General features: G+C 67.6%; 15 protein-coding genes. 6 read left to right on the top strand and 9 right to left on the bottom strand.

Annotated elements, in window-relative coordinates; translation table 11 throughout:
* The first annotated feature begins 340 nt into the window (after window positions 1-340).
* The gene (locus OHB49_RS38580; RefSeq protein ID WP_329165553.1) at window positions 341-667 is read left to right on the top strand and encodes a hypothetical protein; all 327 of its coding nucleotides are present in this window, start codon (window positions 341-343) and stop codon (window positions 665-667) included.
* 269 nt (window positions 668-936) lie between these two features.
* Here the strand turns inward: OHB49_RS38580 and OHB49_RS38575 are convergent, their stop codons facing one another.
* On the bottom strand, window positions 937-2,148 hold the full coding sequence (locus OHB49_RS38575) for a Cmx/CmrA family chloramphenicol efflux MFS transporter (protein ID WP_329165551.1): 1,212 nt from the start codon (window positions 2,146-2,148) through the stop codon (window positions 937-939).
* A 245-nt stretch (window positions 2,149-2,393) separates the two neighbouring features.
* Between OHB49_RS38575 and OHB49_RS38570 the strand changes: the two genes are divergently transcribed.
* Window positions 2,394-3,281, top strand: a complete 888-nt coding sequence (locus tag OHB49_RS38570) for a helix-turn-helix transcriptional regulator (protein ID WP_329165550.1) — start codon at window positions 2,394-2,396, stop codon at window positions 3,279-3,281.
* A 460-nt stretch (window positions 3,282-3,741) separates the two neighbouring features.
* On the opposite strand, the gene OHB49_RS38565 is transcribed toward OHB49_RS38570, so the two are convergent.
* Complete coding sequence (locus OHB49_RS38565; RefSeq protein ID WP_329165549.1) at window positions 3,742-4,629, bottom strand: helix-turn-helix transcriptional regulator; 888 nt, start codon at window positions 4,627-4,629, stop codon at window positions 3,742-3,744.
* 331 nt (window positions 4,630-4,960) lie between these two features.
* Between OHB49_RS38565 and OHB49_RS38560 the strand changes: the two genes are divergently transcribed.
* Both OHB49_RS38560 and OHB49_RS38555 read left to right on the top strand, forming a co-directional pair.
* Window positions 4,961-5,869 carry an MBL fold metallo-hydrolase gene (locus OHB49_RS38560; protein WP_329165547.1) on the top strand — a complete coding sequence of 303 codons (909 nt, stop codon included), beginning with the start codon at window positions 4,961-4,963 and terminating at the stop codon, window positions 5,867-5,869.
* A gap of 75 nt (window positions 5,870-5,944) precedes the next feature.
* Window positions 5,945-6,553 (top strand): TIGR03086 family metal-binding protein, encoded by a 609-nt coding sequence (locus OHB49_RS38555; RefSeq protein ID WP_329165545.1) that lies wholly within the window; start codon window positions 5,945-5,947, stop codon window positions 6,551-6,553.
* A 243-nt stretch (window positions 6,554-6,796) separates the two neighbouring features.
* Here OHB49_RS38555 and OHB49_RS38550 read toward each other — a convergent pair whose 3' ends face one another.
* Window positions 6,797-7,864: a glycoside hydrolase family 43 protein gene (locus OHB49_RS38550; protein ID WP_329165544.1), complete on the bottom strand. Its 1,068-nt coding sequence runs from the start codon at window positions 7,862-7,864 to the stop codon at window positions 6,797-6,799.
* A gap of 99 nt (window positions 7,865-7,963) precedes the next feature.
* On the opposite strand from OHB49_RS38550, the gene OHB49_RS38545 reads away from it, so the two are divergent.
* Complete coding sequence (locus tag OHB49_RS38545) at window positions 7,964-8,209, top strand: hypothetical protein (protein ID WP_329165543.1); 246 nt, start codon at window positions 7,964-7,966, stop codon at window positions 8,207-8,209.
* 456 nt (window positions 8,210-8,665) lie between these two features.
* Here the strand turns inward: OHB49_RS38545 and OHB49_RS38540 are convergent, their stop codons facing one another.
* The 6 genes from OHB49_RS38540 to OHB49_RS38515 all read right to left on the bottom strand — a co-directional run bounded on the left by OHB49_RS38540 (window position 8,666) and on the right by OHB49_RS38515 (window position 15,536).
* The gene (locus OHB49_RS38540) at window positions 8,666-9,493 is read right to left on the bottom strand and encodes a class I SAM-dependent methyltransferase (RefSeq protein WP_329165542.1); all 828 of its coding nucleotides are present in this window, start codon (window positions 9,491-9,493) and stop codon (window positions 8,666-8,668) included.
* 431 nt (window positions 9,494-9,924) lie between these two features.
* Entirely contained in the window at window positions 9,925-10,833 is a 909-nt protein-coding gene (locus OHB49_RS38535) for a Gfo/Idh/MocA family protein (RefSeq protein WP_329165541.1), read from the bottom strand.
* A gap of 30 nt (window positions 10,834-10,863) precedes the next feature.
* Window positions 10,864-12,078 carry an ROK family transcriptional regulator gene (locus OHB49_RS38530; protein ID WP_329165540.1) on the bottom strand — a complete coding sequence of 405 codons (1,215 nt, stop codon included), beginning with the start codon at window positions 12,076-12,078 and terminating at the stop codon, window positions 10,864-10,866.
* A gap of 82 nt (window positions 12,079-12,160) precedes the next feature.
* The gene (locus tag OHB49_RS38525; protein WP_030976559.1) at window positions 12,161-13,027 is read right to left on the bottom strand and encodes a carbohydrate ABC transporter permease; all 867 of its coding nucleotides are present in this window, start codon (window positions 13,025-13,027) and stop codon (window positions 12,161-12,163) included.
* Window positions 13,028-13,113: 86 nt separating this feature from the next.
* Complete coding sequence (locus tag OHB49_RS38520; RefSeq protein ID WP_030976557.1) at window positions 13,114-14,094, bottom strand: carbohydrate ABC transporter permease; 981 nt, start codon at window positions 14,092-14,094, stop codon at window positions 13,114-13,116.
* A gap of 35 nt (window positions 14,095-14,129) precedes the next feature.
* On the bottom strand, window positions 14,130-15,536 hold the full coding sequence (locus OHB49_RS38515; protein WP_329165539.1) for an ABC transporter substrate-binding protein: 1,407 nt from the start codon (window positions 15,534-15,536) through the stop codon (window positions 14,130-14,132).
* A gap of 136 nt (window positions 15,537-15,672) precedes the next feature.
* Here OHB49_RS38515 and OHB49_RS38510 point away from each other — a divergent pair, with 136 nt between their 5' ends.
* A complete protein-coding gene (locus OHB49_RS38510) occupies window positions 15,673-16,719 on the top strand; it encodes a zinc-dependent alcohol dehydrogenase (protein WP_030976553.1) in 1,047 nt (348 codons plus the stop codon).
* Window positions 16,720-16,752 lie beyond the last annotated feature (33 nt).

Genomic DNA, 16,752 nt, shown 5'->3' with positions numbered 1-16,752 from the left:
GCGCCTACGGCACCGCCTGCATCCACGAACACGCTTGTGTCAGATGCTCACTGCTCCGAAGCCCAGATCGACCAGCATCTCCATCAACGAACAACCGTCGGTCTCGGCACGCCTATGGGCTGTCCCGTAATCCCTGGCGGGCGCGCGACGACAGCTACGGCACCTCGCCGCGTTGTCGGAACGCCCGAATACGCCCAGTATGAGGACGCTCCTCCGCCTTGCGATGCACCGCATCCGACGCCGCGCGCCGATCCACCAGGGATTACGGGACAGCCCTTAGCTCAACCCCGATCAGTACCACCAGGCCGTCCGCGGCCTCGCAGACGAACTCGGCGCCCGGATGAGGACCGAGAACAGCGTCTGCTACGCCATCACCCTGGCCGTCCGCTACGCCGACCGCACACACCACCCGCACCCGAACCCTGACCGAACCAACCGCCCACACCCCCGCACTCGCCGACACCGGCCTCGCTCTCCTCGCATCCCTCGGCCTGCAACGTCGATGTCGAAGCGGTGCTCGGCGGATGCGGAACGGGGAGCGGCCTGTGGGACGACAGGCCGGTCATCTCGGCCGTGGGAACGGTCGTGGGCCTCTCGGCCGACGGCGGTGCCAAGGAGCCGCTGGAGGGTGGTGAGCGGGGTGTCCGCGATGCCACCGATGCTGTAGATCCCGTACCAGGACAGGGATCTCGCCGCCGCTGGGCCAAGGCCCGGCTAAGCGGCTGCGCACTGGGGTCGCACGAACGCGGAGAGGTTGTACGGGGTCCGACGACGGTGACAGAGCCGGGCGGGGAGAGAACGGCCGCCACTGCCGCACCATCCGGGAGGACCCGATACCCGCACTCGACTGGACCCCATACAGCGCGAGCGCGCGCAGCCGAATCACCGCGGCGAGTCCTTCGGCGTCGCGCGGACAATTGGTTTCGGTTGCAGTTGTCAGGAGGCAGCGGGAGCGTGTTCCAGCTCGGAGACGGTTGTGGGCTCCTCGGTTCCCGCTTCATGGCGTCGGGTGAGGTGACGGTCCAGCAGAACGCTGCCCATGTGGGCGACCCCGAAGGCCGCGCCAATCCAGGCCGTACCCGCCAGCCCCAGTCCCGTGTTGATCACGAGGCCGGATGCCAGGGGGGCGACAGCGATGCCGACGTTGAAGGCGGCGATGTTCACGGCGCCGCCGAGCGTCCTGGTCTCTCCGAGAATGGAGAAGACTCTGGCGTTGACTGCGGGCGTGACTCCGAAGTTGGCGGCACCCAGGAGCACCACCAGCGCGATCGTGATCCAGGGGACATGTATGGTCACTGTGAGTGCTGCCGCGGCGACGATGACGGCGGCCATGCCCACCAGCAGGCGTGTGAAGGGGGAGCGGTCGGCTACGCGTCCTCCGATGGTCAGGCCGATGAACGCGCCGACACCGTAGAGTCCGAGCACGAGGGGTACCAGGCCTGTGCTGAGGCCGGTGACGTCCTCCAGCAGGGCTCCGAGGTAGGAAAAGATCGCGAATTGGGCGGCCACGGTCAGTGCGGTGGTGGCGTAGGCGACCCATAGCCGTGGCTGCATCAGCGAGCGCAGTTCCGTGGCCAGACGCGGCTGTGCCGTTGTCATGTCCGGGCCGCCGGGCAGGGCGGTGAGCAGTGCGATCGTGGACAGAGCGGTCATCGCGGCTACGGCCCAGAAGGCGGCCTCCCAGCCGGCGTGCTGTGCGAGCAGGGTGCTGCCCGGGACACCGATGATCGTGGCCACGCTCAGTCCCGAGACGACCACTCCCATGGCCCGGCCCTGCTTGTCGGCGTCCACCAGCGAGATGGCCGCGACCGACGCCATGGCCCAGAATCCGGCATACGCCATGGCCGACAGCACCCGCATGACCAGCAGGAATCCGAAGTGCGGGACGAGGGCGGTGCCAACGTGGGCGGCGATGAAGACGAGCTGGAAGCCGACCAGCGGGGCACGGCGCGGCATCTTCAGGGTGACCAGGCTCATCAGCGGTGCTCCGGCGAGCATGCCGATGGCGAAGGCGGACACCAGCATTCCGGCGGAGGCGAGGGGGATGTCGAGGTCCTGGGCGATGGAGGACATCACGCCGGAGAGCATGAATTCCGAGGTGCCCTGGGCAAAGATGCCCAGCCCAAGGACGTAGATCACAAAGGGCATGATTCATCTGCTTCGTGTGAGGAACGAGGGGTAACCGGGTGCTGCGCTCGGCCGTGCGCGGCCCTTTCTCAGAAAGGGCCCGTTGCCGACGAGGACCACCTGTGGAGCCGGCGTTGCCTCCCGGTTCGCGTCCAGCCTCCCGCCCGGGACACGCGTGCGGACGCCTCGCGCGCGCCCTGCTGAACCTAGGTCTGGCTGGTCCACTCACCGGCCCGTCATGCCGCTGTAGTGGTATCACTGGATGCATGGATCAAAGCGACGAGCTCGGTGACTTCCTGCGCTCGCGCCGGGCCCGTCTGCGTCCCGAGGACGCGGGGGCGGCTTTCAGCGGCGGCGCGCGCCGGGTCCCGGGACTGCGCCGTGAAGAGGTCGCGCACCTGGCCGGGGTGAGCACGGACTACTACGCCCGCCTCGAACAGGGCCGGCACCCCCACGTCTCCGAGACGGTACTGGAGGCGGTCGCCCGCGCCCTGCGCCTGGACGACACCGAACGCGGCTACCTCTTCGAACTCGCCCGACCCAAGTCCCCCAGCCCTGAACGGCGCCGTCCGGCCCCGCTACCGCGCGTGCGTCCGGCGATCCACCAGATGCTTGACGTCCTCAACGATGTTTCGCCGGCCCTGGTCCTCAACCACCGCAGCGACGTCCTGGCAGTCAACCACCTTGCCAAGGCGCTGATCACGGACTTCGACGCACTGCCGCACCGCGACCGCAACCTCGCCCGATTCGTACTGCTCCACCCCGCCGCCCGTGACCTGTACCAGGACTGGGACCGGGTCGCGGAGGCGTTCGTCGCCAGTCTTCGTCTGGCTGCCGGACGCCATCCCGACGACCGCCTGCTGAACGAATTCGTCGGGGAGCTGTCCATCAAGGTTCCCGAGTTCTCCACCTGGTGGGCCGGCCACCGAGTGGACCAGTGCGCCCACGGCACCCGGCGCCTTGTTCACCCCGTGGTCGGCGAACTCACCCTCTCCTACGAGATTCTGGCCCTGCCCGCCGACCCGGACCTGAGTATCTGCCTCTACACCGCGGAACCTGGTTCGGCCTCTGCGGAGACGCTCAGCATGCTCGCCAGCTGGAGTGCCCCGACGGGCCTACGAGGGCGCAGTTCCTCCGAGGCACCCTCAAGTTGACTCCCAAAGGTCGTCCGTAATTTCCGCTTCCGTGTGACCTGCGGCAGCCGTCCTGCCGCTGCTGCGATGTGTTTTGCCCTTGTCTGCGCGGTCCCGGACGATGGTCAGCTCCTCTGCTGACTCCCAGGACCGCGCATGGAGACAGGTGTTCTGTACATCGCGGCGTCGAGGCCGTTCCCCACTGACGGGATATTCGAGACCCGATCCGATGGTCAGGCCGACGTCCGTAACGGGGAGCCTGCGGGCCACGTTGCGGTGTCTTCGACTGCGTCCCGGTAGAACACCTCGTTCATGTCACGGCTCACGTATGCGATGTGCGGGTCAGCACTGCGTCGATGTGCCGGAAAGGTCGACGCCCTCGATGACCTCGGCGGCCGTCGACCCTTCTCCGAAGGGAGTCTGGATGAGCGCGGACGTCATGGCCTCAAGTCCTCGTCACTGATCGGCCGCCTGTTCCTCATCAGCCGTACGGTGCCTGGGAGGGGGCGGCCTCGTGTGTGTTCGTCGGTGTGGTCCAGCTGGCGAGCAGGCGGAGTGTTTCCGCGGAGGCGGAGCCGGGTTCGGTGGTGTAGAGCACGATGCTCTGGTCGGGGTCGGCGGGCAGAGCAAGTGTTTCGTAGGAGAGGGTGAGTTCGCCGACCACGGGGTGAACAAGGCGTTGGGTGCCGTGGGCGCACTGGTCCACTCGGTGGCCGGCCCACCAGGTGGAGAACTCGGGAACCTTGATGGACAGCTCCCCGACGAGTTCGTTCAGCAGGCGGTCGTCGGGATGGCGTCCGGAGGTCAGGCGCAGACTGGCGACGAAGGTCTCCGCGACCCGGTCCCAGTCCTGGTACAGGTCACGGGCGGCGGGGTGGAGCAGTACGAATCGGGCGAGGTTGCGGTCGCGGTGCGGCAGTGCGTCGAAGTCCGTGATCAGCTGTTTGGCCAGGTGGTTGGCGCCCAGGACGTCACTGCGGTGGTTGATGACGACGGCCGGTGAGACATCGTTCAGGACGTCCAGCATCTGGTGGATCGGCTGCCGCATGCGTGGTGCGCGGGCGGGACTGCTCCGGTGGCGTTCGGGTGTCCTGGGTCGGGCGAGTTCCAAGAGGTAGCCGCGTTCGGTGTCGTCCAGGCGCAGGGCGCGGGCGACCGCCTCCAGTACCGTCTCGGAGACGTGGGGGTGCCGGCCCTGTTCGAGGCGGGCGTAGTAGTCCGTGCTCACCCCGGCCAGGTGCGCGACCTCTTCACGGCGCAGTCCCGGGACCCGGCGCGCGCCGCCACTGAAAGCCGCCCCCGCATCCTCGGGACGCAGACGGGCCCGCCGCGAGCGCAGGAAGTCCCCCAGTTCGCCGTTGTCGTTCATGCGGCCAGTGTGCTCCCCATAGCGGCGTGACGGGCCGGTGAAGGTGGACCAGCCAGACCTAGGTTCAGCAGGGCGCCCTTGGAGCGTCCACACGCACGCAAAGCAGGCCATGCTGGCTGAAAAGCGACGACCTCCTCCCTCGAGGAAGCCAGAGGACCTCCCTGCACCGGGCTGGAGAAAGGAGCGGCTGTCCTGCACCGGCTCGCTGTCGCCTCGAAGACCGCGCTGCCGCAGGCCAGGCCCGAGCCAGCCCTCACGCGGCCCCTTGGAACCCCATCACAAGACACCCCTCCGCCCCAGCCCTGGGGCGGGCCACCCAAAGGAGATCACCATGACCGAGTTCGCGCCTGTACCCGACTTCGCCCTGGGCCCGGACATCCCGGAGTCCGGGTATGTCGTCCAGGACCTGGGCGGCGGTGCCCACTTCGTCACCCAGGGGATGATCAACACGATGTTCGTGGAGACGAAGAACGGTGTCGTCCTCGTGGACGCTTCACCGTTCCTGGGGGACAAACTGCTGGAGGCGATCGAGTCGGTCACCCCCAAGCCGGTCACCCACCTGATCTACAGCCACGCGCACGCCGACCACATCGGGGCAGCTCACCTGCTGAAGCGGGACGGCATGAAGATCATCTCCCATGAGATCACCGGCGAGTTCATCAAGGAGGTCAAGAACGACGACCGGCGTCCCCTGCCCACCGAGACCTTCAGTGGCCGGCGCAAGGAGATGGACATCGGCGGGGTGCGGTTCGTCCTCGACTACACGGGAGACTGGCATCAGGCCGGCAACCTGTTCATCCACCTGCCGGAGTTGAAGCTCATGGGAGCGATGGACAGCTTCACTCCGAAGAACGCGCCGTTCTTCCGCCTGTACTTCTCCGCGCACGTGCCCGCGTACTTCGACGCCATGGACCAGTTGCTGGAGTACGACTACGAGACCATCGTCACCGGCCATATGGCCCTGCCCGGTACGCCCGAGGACGTGGCGACGAACCGGGAGTACATCCGGGACCTGCGCGCCGCTGCTTCCGAAGCACTGCGCACGGTCGACATGAAGGAAGCCTCGGCCGCCGCCAAGGTGCGGGCCAACAACAAGCAGGCGGAAATCAAGGTCTGGATGGATGCGGTCACCGCCCGCGCGGCCGAACTCATGCCGTCCTGGGAAGAGCGCCTGGGAGGAACCGACATCTTCCTCTCCGACAACCTCAACGCCACCGCGTGGAGCGTCTTCATCGACTAGGCCGACGCCCTACGAATGAGGGGCCAACCGCGGTGATTGCGTTCGTCGCAGTCGACTTCGCAGGAGGGATGCCGCATGCTGCCGGCGACGAAGGTGGAGCAGTTGGCGCAGAGCATCGATCTGGTCGTGGACGCTGTGCGCGGTGCACCGGTCGACCAGTATCACAACCCGACGCCGTGTTCGGCGTGGACGGTGAAAGACCTCGTCAATCACATCGCCATGATGCTGCTGATGACGAGAGACGCGGGCACCCGCACTGCATCGGATCCGGGCCTGCTGACCGCGAGCCCTGTGCCACTCCTCGCCGGGCGGCCAGAGTCCGAGTGGGCGTTGCTCGTGGCCGGCAGAGCGGAACCGGCGGCCAGGGCCTGGTCCGAGCCAGCAGCGTGGGAGGGCGAGGCCGGCCTCGGCGGACCGACCATGCCCGCGACCGCTCTCGGCGGGATCCTGATCGCCGAATTCACCGTTCACGCCTGGGACACGGCAGCAGCCACCGGACAACGGCGCACCATTCCCCCGGCCTTGGCCGAAGCCACGTTCGCGACATACTCGCGTGAGGCACCCCGCATGCGCAGTCTCGGCCTTCTGGGTGACGAAGTACCCCAAGACGCAGACGCACCCGTGCTCGACCGCGCACTGGCCCTCAGTGGCAGAAACCCCCGATGGACACCAGCAGCGCATTAGGGTGGTTCCGAGAGGCACGCCGATTCTTCCAGACGAGGCGATGCGCCCGGTAGAGCCTCTGTCGAGCTGGTTCCGGGTGATTGGCCAGCAGGGCCTCGAACGTCACCTACGACCGGCGGTCTGGCGGGCGCGATGCCATCGCGGCAAAGCGGGCCCCTGTTCGAGGAACAGCCACGAGTACGAGATCCCCGCGCCTCCTCCGGCCTGCCCCGATTTCACGGGACCTCGGCCGCGCCTGCCGCCCTACTCGAAGAACTTGAGGCTCCAGCCGGTGTCGGCGGTCGGGCCGGGGACGTTGGTTCGGCTGTAGGTGGTGTTGCCCCACCAGGTGAACGTTCCGGTGTACCAGTACCGGTTCTCCCACGCGTACGGCGTTCCCTTCGGAACCGCGTGGAACATCAGGGGAAACTTCGGGCCGGCGGGCGGGCTGGTGTTGATGTCGCCGTTGAGCAGGACGAAGCTGTGGTGGCCGGGGCCGTTGACGTAAAGCGTCGGGTCCCAGCCGGACATCATCGTCGCGCGGTTGGAGCCGAACAGGCAGCCGTTCGACTTGTACCAGTCCCAGACGTACGTCGGGTCGCCGCCGGCCCGCAGCCGCAGGTCGGCCAGGCAGTACTGGTCACTCCAGCTACCGTTGGCGGAGTACACGATGTGCAACTGCCCGTTCGGGTCCTTGATGGCTTCGGGGCTCTCGTTGATGAACGGGTTGCCGACCACCCGTTCCCAGCTCTCCCGCGGCTGCGAGATGACGTACCGGGCGCCGGTCGGCGTGGTGGGACTACTCATCCGGGCGATGTAGAGGTTCTGCTCGACGTTGGTGTCGCCGGCCCAGCCGGACCAGACGAACCAGCGCTGCCCGTTGAAGGTGAACTGGGTCCCGTCGATGGCCCACTTGTTGTCCGGCAGGGCCAACTGGGTCTCGCCGGTATATCCGCTGTCCGGGGCCGCCGAGCTGATGACGTACATCCGGTGGGCCGACCCGCGGCCGGCCGAGAAGTAGATGTAGTAGCGGCCGCCGTCCGTGACGATCTCCGGAGCCCAGATCTCACCGCGGCCGGCCGTGTCCGACCACACCTGCCGGGCGGGCGCCGAGGCCAGTGCGGCCGGCGACGACGCCTGCCGCACGGCGATGCCCCCACCGGCCGACTGCACCGATACGTAGGTGCTGCCGACCCGGATCACACTCGGGTCCGCGGCCCTGATGGTCTGTTCCGCCTGAGCGGGCTCGGCGGACGAAAGAGACATGACGGCAACGAGGACGCCGGACAGCGCAACGGCGGCGGCGCAGGAAAGAAGGCGAGAGAGCTTCATAGTCCCGTTCCATGGTTGGCCTCCGCTGCGATGCCGAGCCGGCGGGGGAATTTACATCGATGGAAGAGCGCTCCCACAGCATCCTGACTAGTCCCGGACATGTCAACGCGTCGCGCGGGCTTGCGCGGATTCGGCCATGGTCCGATCGATACGCAGACCCACCAGCTCGGTTTCCTGCTCTGGCATCAGGTCGAGCGAGTTGTCCGCAACACGCACAACAAGCTGCTGTCCCACCGCGTGATCGGCACAGTGACCTCCTCCAACGATCCGAAGACCCGCTGGGCGAATGGACCCGGAGGGTTGTTGATGCGGCTGGTGGGTGGCTGGCCTGCGCGTGCGGTGTAGCCGGGCCTCTCGCCCAGGCGAAGAATACCGAACCCCAACTGCGGAGGAGTGGGACGCCTTCCTGGCCCACTTGGAGAAACGGAAGGTGTCCATCGGCACCTGCGCACGCGCCTTCGGGTCTCCTTGTGTCCATGAACACGCCTGTGTCAGACACTCACTCCTTCGACCCGATCCGGCCCAACGGGCACGGCTCGCCGACGTCCGTGACAACCTGATCGCCCGCATCGCCGAGGCCGAGCTCGAAGGCTGACTCGGCGAGGTGGAGGGCCTGCAGATCAGCCTCGCCGGCGCCCAGGACAAGCTCGCGCAGCTCGATGCCGAGGCGACCCGCCGATCCAATGCGGTCAGCCTCGGCATGCCGGCCCTCGGCCAGATCGCCCTCGGGCGGGAGACGAAAGAGCCCTCTCCAACTGCTGGCCAGGCCGCGGCCGGTAGTTCAGAGATCGGTCCCTGGCCTCACTCGGCGCGGCGTCCAACCCGCAGGACGCTCAGATAACGGCGTGATGCTCGATCGCCCATCCGCGTGCGGATGCGCTCGGCGATGGCGTCGAGCAGGGGCTCACGGACGTCGCGGTCGAGCCTCCGGTACAGCGACAACGAGCGAAGGTGATCGGCAAAGCCGTCCCCGTTGAACCACTGAACGGTTGGATACCAGCGCACGATCGTTGGGCCGAACAATGCCCCGGGATCGTCGACCAGGCCCCAACCCTCGCCGGTGGTGCACACGTCGTCCTCCAGCGGCGGATGACCCCAGCCGGGGTTCCCGGGACAGAACCGCTCGTGCAGGTCGGCGGTCTCGGCATACACCTCCGGCTCTCCCGGCCGACGGACAACGACGTGGCCGAGCAGTGCCATCCAACCCCCAGGAGAGAGCACGGCGTGCGCCCGCTGCCAGCCAATCGACGGGTCGACCCAGTGCCACGACGATGCAGCCACGAGAACATCGAAGCGTCGACCGCGGTCGTCCCACTCCTCGAAAGTCGACGTCTCGACTTCGACGTTGCGAAAGGAGGCGATCCGCCGGCGAGCGAGTGCGGCCATGTCGGTGCCCGGCTCAACGGCGATCACTGAGCATCCGAGCGCTGCCAGCGTGCGCGTCGCCTGACCGGTACCGCAGCCCACCTCCAGCACCGACGACCTTTCGTCCATGCCGGTGATGGCGCCAAGGTCCGCGAACAGTTCGTCGGGGTATCCCGGCCGAACCCGGTCGTAGAGTTCCGGCACCTCGTTGAATACTCGGCCGAGGTCGTGTCGATTCAGGCGCATCTGCGGATCATCAGTCACGAACGCACAAGCTATGAGGCTTTTCCACGCAGACGCCACTGGTTTACCGGCAGCCGCCGCTGATGCGCTGCCGCCGGTAGTTCAGAAAGCTTGTGTCAGATGCTCACTGCTCCGACCTGACCCGGATCAACGAGGACGACTGATCGATTCGCAACAACCTCATCACTCGTATCGCCGAAGCCGCACGCGAAGGCTGGCTCGGCGAGGTTGAAGGACTGCAGGTCAGGTCTCGCGGGCTCAGTCGGGTGACATCCACCTCTCACCCCAGCTCCCATCCTGTCGGCCTTCGGCCCACACACCGTGGAGCGGGCGTGGTTCGGAGCAGACCTCCAGGCACGAGCCCCGGCCCCGGCCCCACCACACGCATCGAAGACGGATACCAGTCGTAACGCCTACCACAACTGCTCTGCCCCCCCACTCCGGGGACAGGCTCACCGATCGGTGATGACCTGCTGCATCAGCTCCTGCAGGTGAAGGCCGCGGGCCGCGTCGATGCCGGTGCCGGTGCCGGTGCGTACGGCATTGGCGAACTCGTTTCGGAGGATCGGCCAGCATTCCTCGTGGTCGATGTCCGCCGTGTCGTAGACGAGTTCATCGGATGGGCCGAAGAGCTCGACGCGCGTTCTGGCACGGGGCAGGTTGACGCTGCCGGACAGTGAGGCCTGGCTGACGGCGCCGTTGCTGTGTTCGCAGGTCAGCTCGATCCAACGGCGCGGGTCGCCCGTGCCGCGTACGGAGACGATCGGCGCGACAGCGCTGTCCAGCAGGTCCAGTAGGTGCGGGCCGAGGTCGAGCAGCGCGCCGTGCTCCAGTCGCCAGGATGTCGCGAACTCCCCGCCGAGGAAGGCGCCGTGCAGATAGCAGGATCGAGCGCCGATGACCTCACGGGTTGCAGCCTCGGCAAGGAACTCCCGGGTGGTCGGGTGGTATCGCTTGGTGAGGACGAGTTGCGAGATGACGCCGTGCTCGGCCACCGCGTCGGCAACGGCGCGTGCGGCGGCGAGGTCCGCTCCCAGTGGCTTTTCCAGGAGTAGTGCCCGTCCGGCGGCTGCCGCCTGAACGGCGAGTCCGGCCTGGACAGTGGGCGGCACGGCGAAGGCGATCGCCTCGCATTGATCGAGCAACTCCTCGAAGGAAACGGCGGCGTGGGCCCCGTAGGCATTCGCCACCTCGGCAGCCGCTTCCGGGCGCCGTGCCCATACGGCGGTCAAAGTGGTTTCCGGGCCGGCGGCCAGCATCCGGGCGTGCATCGCGCGGGCCCACGGTCCCGCGCCGACCAGGCCGACGCGGACCGGAGGGTAGGTCCAGGGGCCTTGAGGCAGGCCTGCTGTTCGGGACATGGACTCTCCGTAGGTGTGCGGACAGGGGGGTCAGCCGACACCGTCGCTGCGGGCGAGTGCAGCGAGCCGGGCGTCTGCCCTGTCAGGGGCGTAGAGGTGGTCTATGACCATGGCGGCGGCCCCTACCAGGGCCGCGCGGTCGCCGAGGGTGGAGATGGTCACAGAGAGATGGGCAGTGGTTCGGGGCAGCGCGCGCTGGTAGAGGAGTTCCCGTACACCGGTGAGAAAAGGGGTGCCCGCAAGGTCTCCGCCGAGCATCAGGACGCCGGGGTTGAGCAGTGTCACCACCGTGACAAGGACCTCGCCGATGCGCTGCCCGGCCTCGCGGGCGAGCCGCACGGCGTCGGGCTGTCCAGCGGCGAGATGGTCGCGCACATCGGAACCCGAGGTGGTGGGAAATCCGGCCGCTGTCAGTTGTTCGGCGATGGAACGGCCGCTGGCGACAGCTGCCAGGCAGCCGTAGGAGCCGCACATGCAGAGTGCGTCGGGACGGTCGTGGAGCCGGATGTGGCCGATGTCGCCCGCTCCCCCGTCGATTCCGCGGTAGACCTCACCACCGACAACGACCCCGGCGCCGATTCCGGTCGATGCCTTGACCAGGAGGAAGGCTCCGCAGTCGGGGTGGTTCTCGCGCTGCTCGGCCAGTGCCATCAGGTTGGCGTCGTTGTCGAGGAAGACTGGCAGGGGTCCTGGGGTGGACGGCCGACCGACGTGTTCCGCGAAGGCGTCGCGCACCCGTTCCCGTACCGGGAACCGGTCCCAGCCGGGCATGATCGGCGGCTGCACGATCTGCGCCGACTCCCAGTCGACCGGCCCCGGTACGGAGAGGCCGACCCCGCAGACCCGGTCAGGCCCGACGCCCGCCTCGTCGAGGAGCGGGCCGAACCAACGCGCGAGCCGGTCCAGGACCACATCGGGGCCGTCTGCGATCACCAGGTCACCGGTACGTTCGGCAAGGATCGTCCCGGCGAGGTCGAGCACGGCGGCGCGACCGTGCCGGGTCTCCAGGTCGGCTACGAGCACCACGGAGTGGGTCGGGTCGAACTCCAGCCGTGCGGAGGGGCGTCCACCGGTGGAAGCGCCGGCGGCACCGCGCAGCCAGCCGGCTCCGAAGAGCTGATCGAGGCGGTGCCCGACGGTCGACCGGGACAGTCCCGTCGCTTGCTGCAACTCCCCGCGCGTGGTGGCCTCGCCGCTGCGGATGAGCTGCAGCAGGTGTCCCGCACTCGCCTGGTTTCCTGCCATTCCTGCGTCCTCGTCCTGTTCGTCCGTGCCGGGAAGCCGCTTGTGGCGCCGTGCCGGCGACCTCGTCGCTCCTGATCGGGTGTCAGCCCTTGTCCGCGCCGCTGGTCAGCCCCTCGGTGAGAAGGCGTTCGGCTGCGAAGAACAGCAGTACCACGGGGATGGTGAGGATCACGGACCCGGCCATCAGAACGGTCTTCGACACCTCGATGCCGTTGGCCAGCTGCTGAAGTCCGAGCGAGACCGTCCACTTGCCCGGGTCGGCTGCCAGGAAGAGGAGGGCGAAGAGGAATTCGTTCCAGGCGATCATGAAGACGTAGAGTCCGGTGGCCATCAGCGTCGGCAGCGCGAGGGGCAGGATGATCCTGCGCACGGTCTGCAGCCGGGAGGCGCCGTCGATCGCGGCGGCCTCCTCGATGGTGAAGGGGATGGTCGCGAAGTAGTTTTTCAGCATGTAGATCGACACCGGCACGGTCTGCGCGATGTAGACGATGGCCAGGCCGACGAGGCTGCCCGAGAGACCCATCTTCGCGAACATCACGAAGAGCGGGACGGCGAGCAGGGTGGCCGGGAAGAGGTAGACGGCCAGGAAGAGCGCGCTGACATGCCGGCTGCCGAAGAATTTCAGGCGGCTGACGGCGTAGGCGCCGGGCACCGCGGCTGCCAGGGTGAGCAGCACCGTGGCAATGGCGACGAGTGCCGAGTTGAGCAGCATGCCGAGGAAGCCCTGGCCGCCCTCGGAGGTGGGTTTGAGGACACTCTCGTATGTGGCGAGGGTGAAGTCCTTGGCCGTGACCCAGAGGTTGCCGGGATTCAGCAGCAGTGCGTCGATGGGCTTCACCGACAGCATCAGCATGTAGTAGAAGGGCACGATCGTGATCGCGGCCAGGAACGCGATCACGACCCAGCGCAGTATCCCGAAGAACCGCTCCTCGAACTGGGCACGGCTCAGGGTCCGGTGGCGCTGCGGCTGCGCGGTGGGGCGAGGGGCCAGGGTGGGCCGGGTGGGTGCCACGGGGGTCGTGGGCGGGGCGCTGCTCATGCCGACTCCTCCTGAACCTTCTTGCCGAAGAACTTGAAGTAGATGCCGAGCAGGGCCATGAGCACGACGGCGAGGACGAGGGCCTGGGCCGACGCGGCTCCGACGTCGAAGCGGGAGGTGAGGAAGTCGTAGACGCGGACGGCGACGACGTCTGTACCCGAACCGCCACCGGTGAGGAGATAGATGTCATCGAATTTGTTGAACGTCATGATGAAGCGCAGGACGGACAGCAAGGCGATGACGGGCATCAGCTGCGGCAGCAGAATGTGCCGGAAGCGCTGGGAGATAGTGGCTCCGTCGACCTCGGCGGCCTCCTCCAGACTGCTGGGGACCGCTTGGAGGCGGGCGAGCATGAAGAGGAAGGCGAAGGGGAAGTACCGCCAGGTCTCGAAGGCGATGACGGTGAGCAACGCCAGCGGGATGTCGAAGTGGACGCCGAACAGGCCGACTTCGTACGACCGGGTGGAGAGGAAGGCGATCGGGTCGTCCCAGCCGAAGAGGCGGCGGCCCCATTCGTTGACGATTCCGTACTGCGGGCTGAGCGCGACCTCCCAGACGAAGGAGACGGCGACGACCGGCGCGACGTACGGGAGGAGCATCGCGGCTCGCAGGGCGCCGCGGCCGCGGAACGGCCGCCGCAGTGCGAGGGCTGCGACGAGGCCGAGGATCACGGAGCCCGCGGTGGCGCCGATCGTGTAGAGCAGTGTGGTGCCGAGGCTGCTCCAGAAGCCGGGCGAGCCGAAGACCTGCTCGAAGTTGTCCAGGGTCCAGCGGCCGAAGAGACCGTTCTCCTGAATGTTGACGAGCTTGGAGTTCTGGAAGGCGAGCAGGACGGTCCACAGGATCGGCAGGATCACGACGACCAGGACGACCAGGAAGGTGGGGGTGACGAAGGCGAGGCCTGCGCGGTTCTCCCGCCTGCTGGAGGTCTGTGGCCGGTAGCGGCGCTTCTTCGCGGCGCTCTGGATTGTGCTCATGGGTCGACTACCTCGATGACGGAGCGGCCTTGCGGCTACTGGAGGGATTTCTGGAGGGCGGCCACTTCGTCGTTGGCCTCCTTGGCGGCCTCGGCGGGCGAGAGCTGTCCGCCGGTCATCGCACCGATGGCTTTGGCAACGGGCAGTTCGCCGTTGGTGGCGCCGACAAGGGTGCCCTGCCCCTGGGTGAGGCCCCATCGCTTCATGTCGCTCACACCGGTGACGAGCTGGTCGAGGAGCGCGGACGGGTAGGCCTTCTGCATGGATTCGTGGTGGTCGACGCCCATGACACTGGAGCGCCACGCGCGCTGGAAGGAGCCGGGTGCGTCGGGGGTGCCGGTGCGAACCGGGATCTTGCCCTCGGGGGCCATGCCGAACCAGTCCGTGTACCCCTTGCCCATCATGTATTCGATGAACTTCTCGGAGGGTCCGGTCTCGGCGGTCTTGGTGACGGCCCATGAGGTGATCTCGCCGAACTGGGCGGGTGCCTTGCCGTCGGGGCCCTGCAGGGATGTGACGACGCCGGAGTTGCGGGCGAGGAACTTCGGGTCCTTCTTGCATTCCGGGCAGCTCGGGAGCGCGTCGGAGCGCAGACCTGCCAGCTCGTCCAGGAGGAAGGAGGACCAGACCATCATGGCGGACTGGCCGGAGAAGTAGGTGGCGCGGGTGGTGTCCACGCTCTGGGTTCCTGGCGCCCCATGTTTGCGTGCCAGGTCGTCGTAGGCGGTGAAGGCCGCGTGGCAGGCCGGTGAGTCGAGGGCTGGTTCGCCCTGTCCGTCCACGAGCTGGCAGTCGTTCGCCAGCGCCAGGTCCTCGAAGCTCTGCTGGGTGAAGACGTCCGACGGATCGGTGGCGAGGGAGACGCCGTACCGGCCGTTGCTGTCGAGGGCGGCTGCTGCTTTGAGCGCGCTTGCGTAGCTGTCGGGCGCCTTGAGTCCGGCCTTGGCGAACAGGTCCTTGCGGTAGACGACGAGCTGGAGCCAGGCGTCGGAGGGGACGCCGAGGCGGGTGCCGTGATCCTCGGTGAGCGACAGCGCGTTGCTGTTGAACGTATCCGGGTGCAGGTCCTTGACGATCTTGTCCGCAACTTCGGTGTTGAGCAGTCCGTTGCCGTACATCTGCCAGACCTGGCCCATCGGCACGGCGCCGATCACATCCGGAAGCTTTCCGGCGGCGGCTGCGGACATGATCAGCTGCGGCAGCTGGGCCTCGTCGACGCCGACGAGATCGACCTTTACGCCTGTCTCCTTCTCGAACCGGCTGACCACCTTCTGCGTCGCGGCCATCCGCGGCGGCAGGTTCTCCTGCGACCACACCGTGATCCGGTTGTCCGCTTCCTGATCGGCACCTGAGACGCCTGAGCAGCCTGCCAGCAGGCCTGCGGCAAGGGTCGCGGCGAGCCCGAACACGGTCGCCCTCGACCGTCGGGTCTTCATCACCATGCTGTTTCCTCACGCCACTTATGCACTTTCAAGGAGCATCTCAGCATCACTTTTGCTTGTTGACAAGACATAACTCTGAGATATCTTCGACGTAAGTCAGCGAGCAACACCCCTCTCAGCACCATCGGAGCCCTCCGTGGAACGCGTCGTCCAATTCACCGGCCCTCGTCAGGTCGAAGTCGCCGAGCACGAGAGCTCGCCCCTTCCTCCCGGGCACCTGCGAGTACGCACCAGGTACTCCGGCATTTCCGCCGGAACCGAGCTCACCGCCTACCGGGGCACGAACCCGTATCTCACACGCACCTGGGACGCCGGGGCCCGGCTGTTCCGCGACGGTGCAGCAGGCATCGAGTACCCGGTGGCGGGCTGGGGCTACTCCGAGGTCGGCGAGGTCACGGAGGTCTCCCCCGAGCTCGTCGGTACGCCGGGTATGCCGGTGACCGGCGATGTGGTCTGGGGCATCTGGGGTCACCGCAGCGAGGGCATCGTGCCGGCCGAGCGCATGGTGGGACACACACTGCCCGCCGGGCTCGAACCCCTGGCAGGGGCCTTCGCCCGGGTCGGCGCCATCGCGTACAACGCCGTACTGGCTGCCGACATCCACCTCGGCGAGGACATCGCCGTATTCGGCCAGGGCGTGATCGGCCTCCTCACCACGCGCCTTGCTCAGCTCAACGGCGCCCGGGTCACCGCAGTCGACGCCCTCGACGACCGGCTCGAGACGGCCCGAGCCTACGGAGCGCGGCACACCTTGAACGCCCGCACCGACAGCGTCGCCGAACGCATCCGCGAGGCCACCGGCGGCGCCGGCGCCGATGTCGCCATCGAGATAAGCGGCGTGTACCCGGCGCTCCACGAGGCTCTGCGCTCGGTCACCGTCGGTGGCCGGGTCGTCGCGTCCGGCTTCTACCAGGGCGACGGGACGGGGCTGCGACTCGGCGACGAGTTCCACCACAACCGCGTACAGCTGATCTGCTCCCAGATCGGCGGTGTCCCGCCGCAGCTCGCGGGACGCTGGACCGTGGAGCGGCTCCAGCAGACGTTCCTGTCCCTGGTGGCGGAAGGCCAGGTCGACGTGGAATCCCTGGTCAGCCACACCGTCCCGGTGGAGGACGCCGCCGGTGCCTACGTCCTGCTGGACGAGCGGCCCGCGGATGCACTCCAGGTCGTACTGGAGTTCTGAGCCTGCCCGGCCACCTCCCGCGACACGAACCAC

The sequence above is a fragment of the Streptomyces sp. NBC_01717 genome, assembly GCF_036248255.1.
Lineage (GTDB): Bacteria > Actinomycetota > Actinomycetes > Streptomycetales > Streptomycetaceae > Streptomyces.
This window is presented reverse-complemented; position numbering and strand designations above follow the sequence as displayed.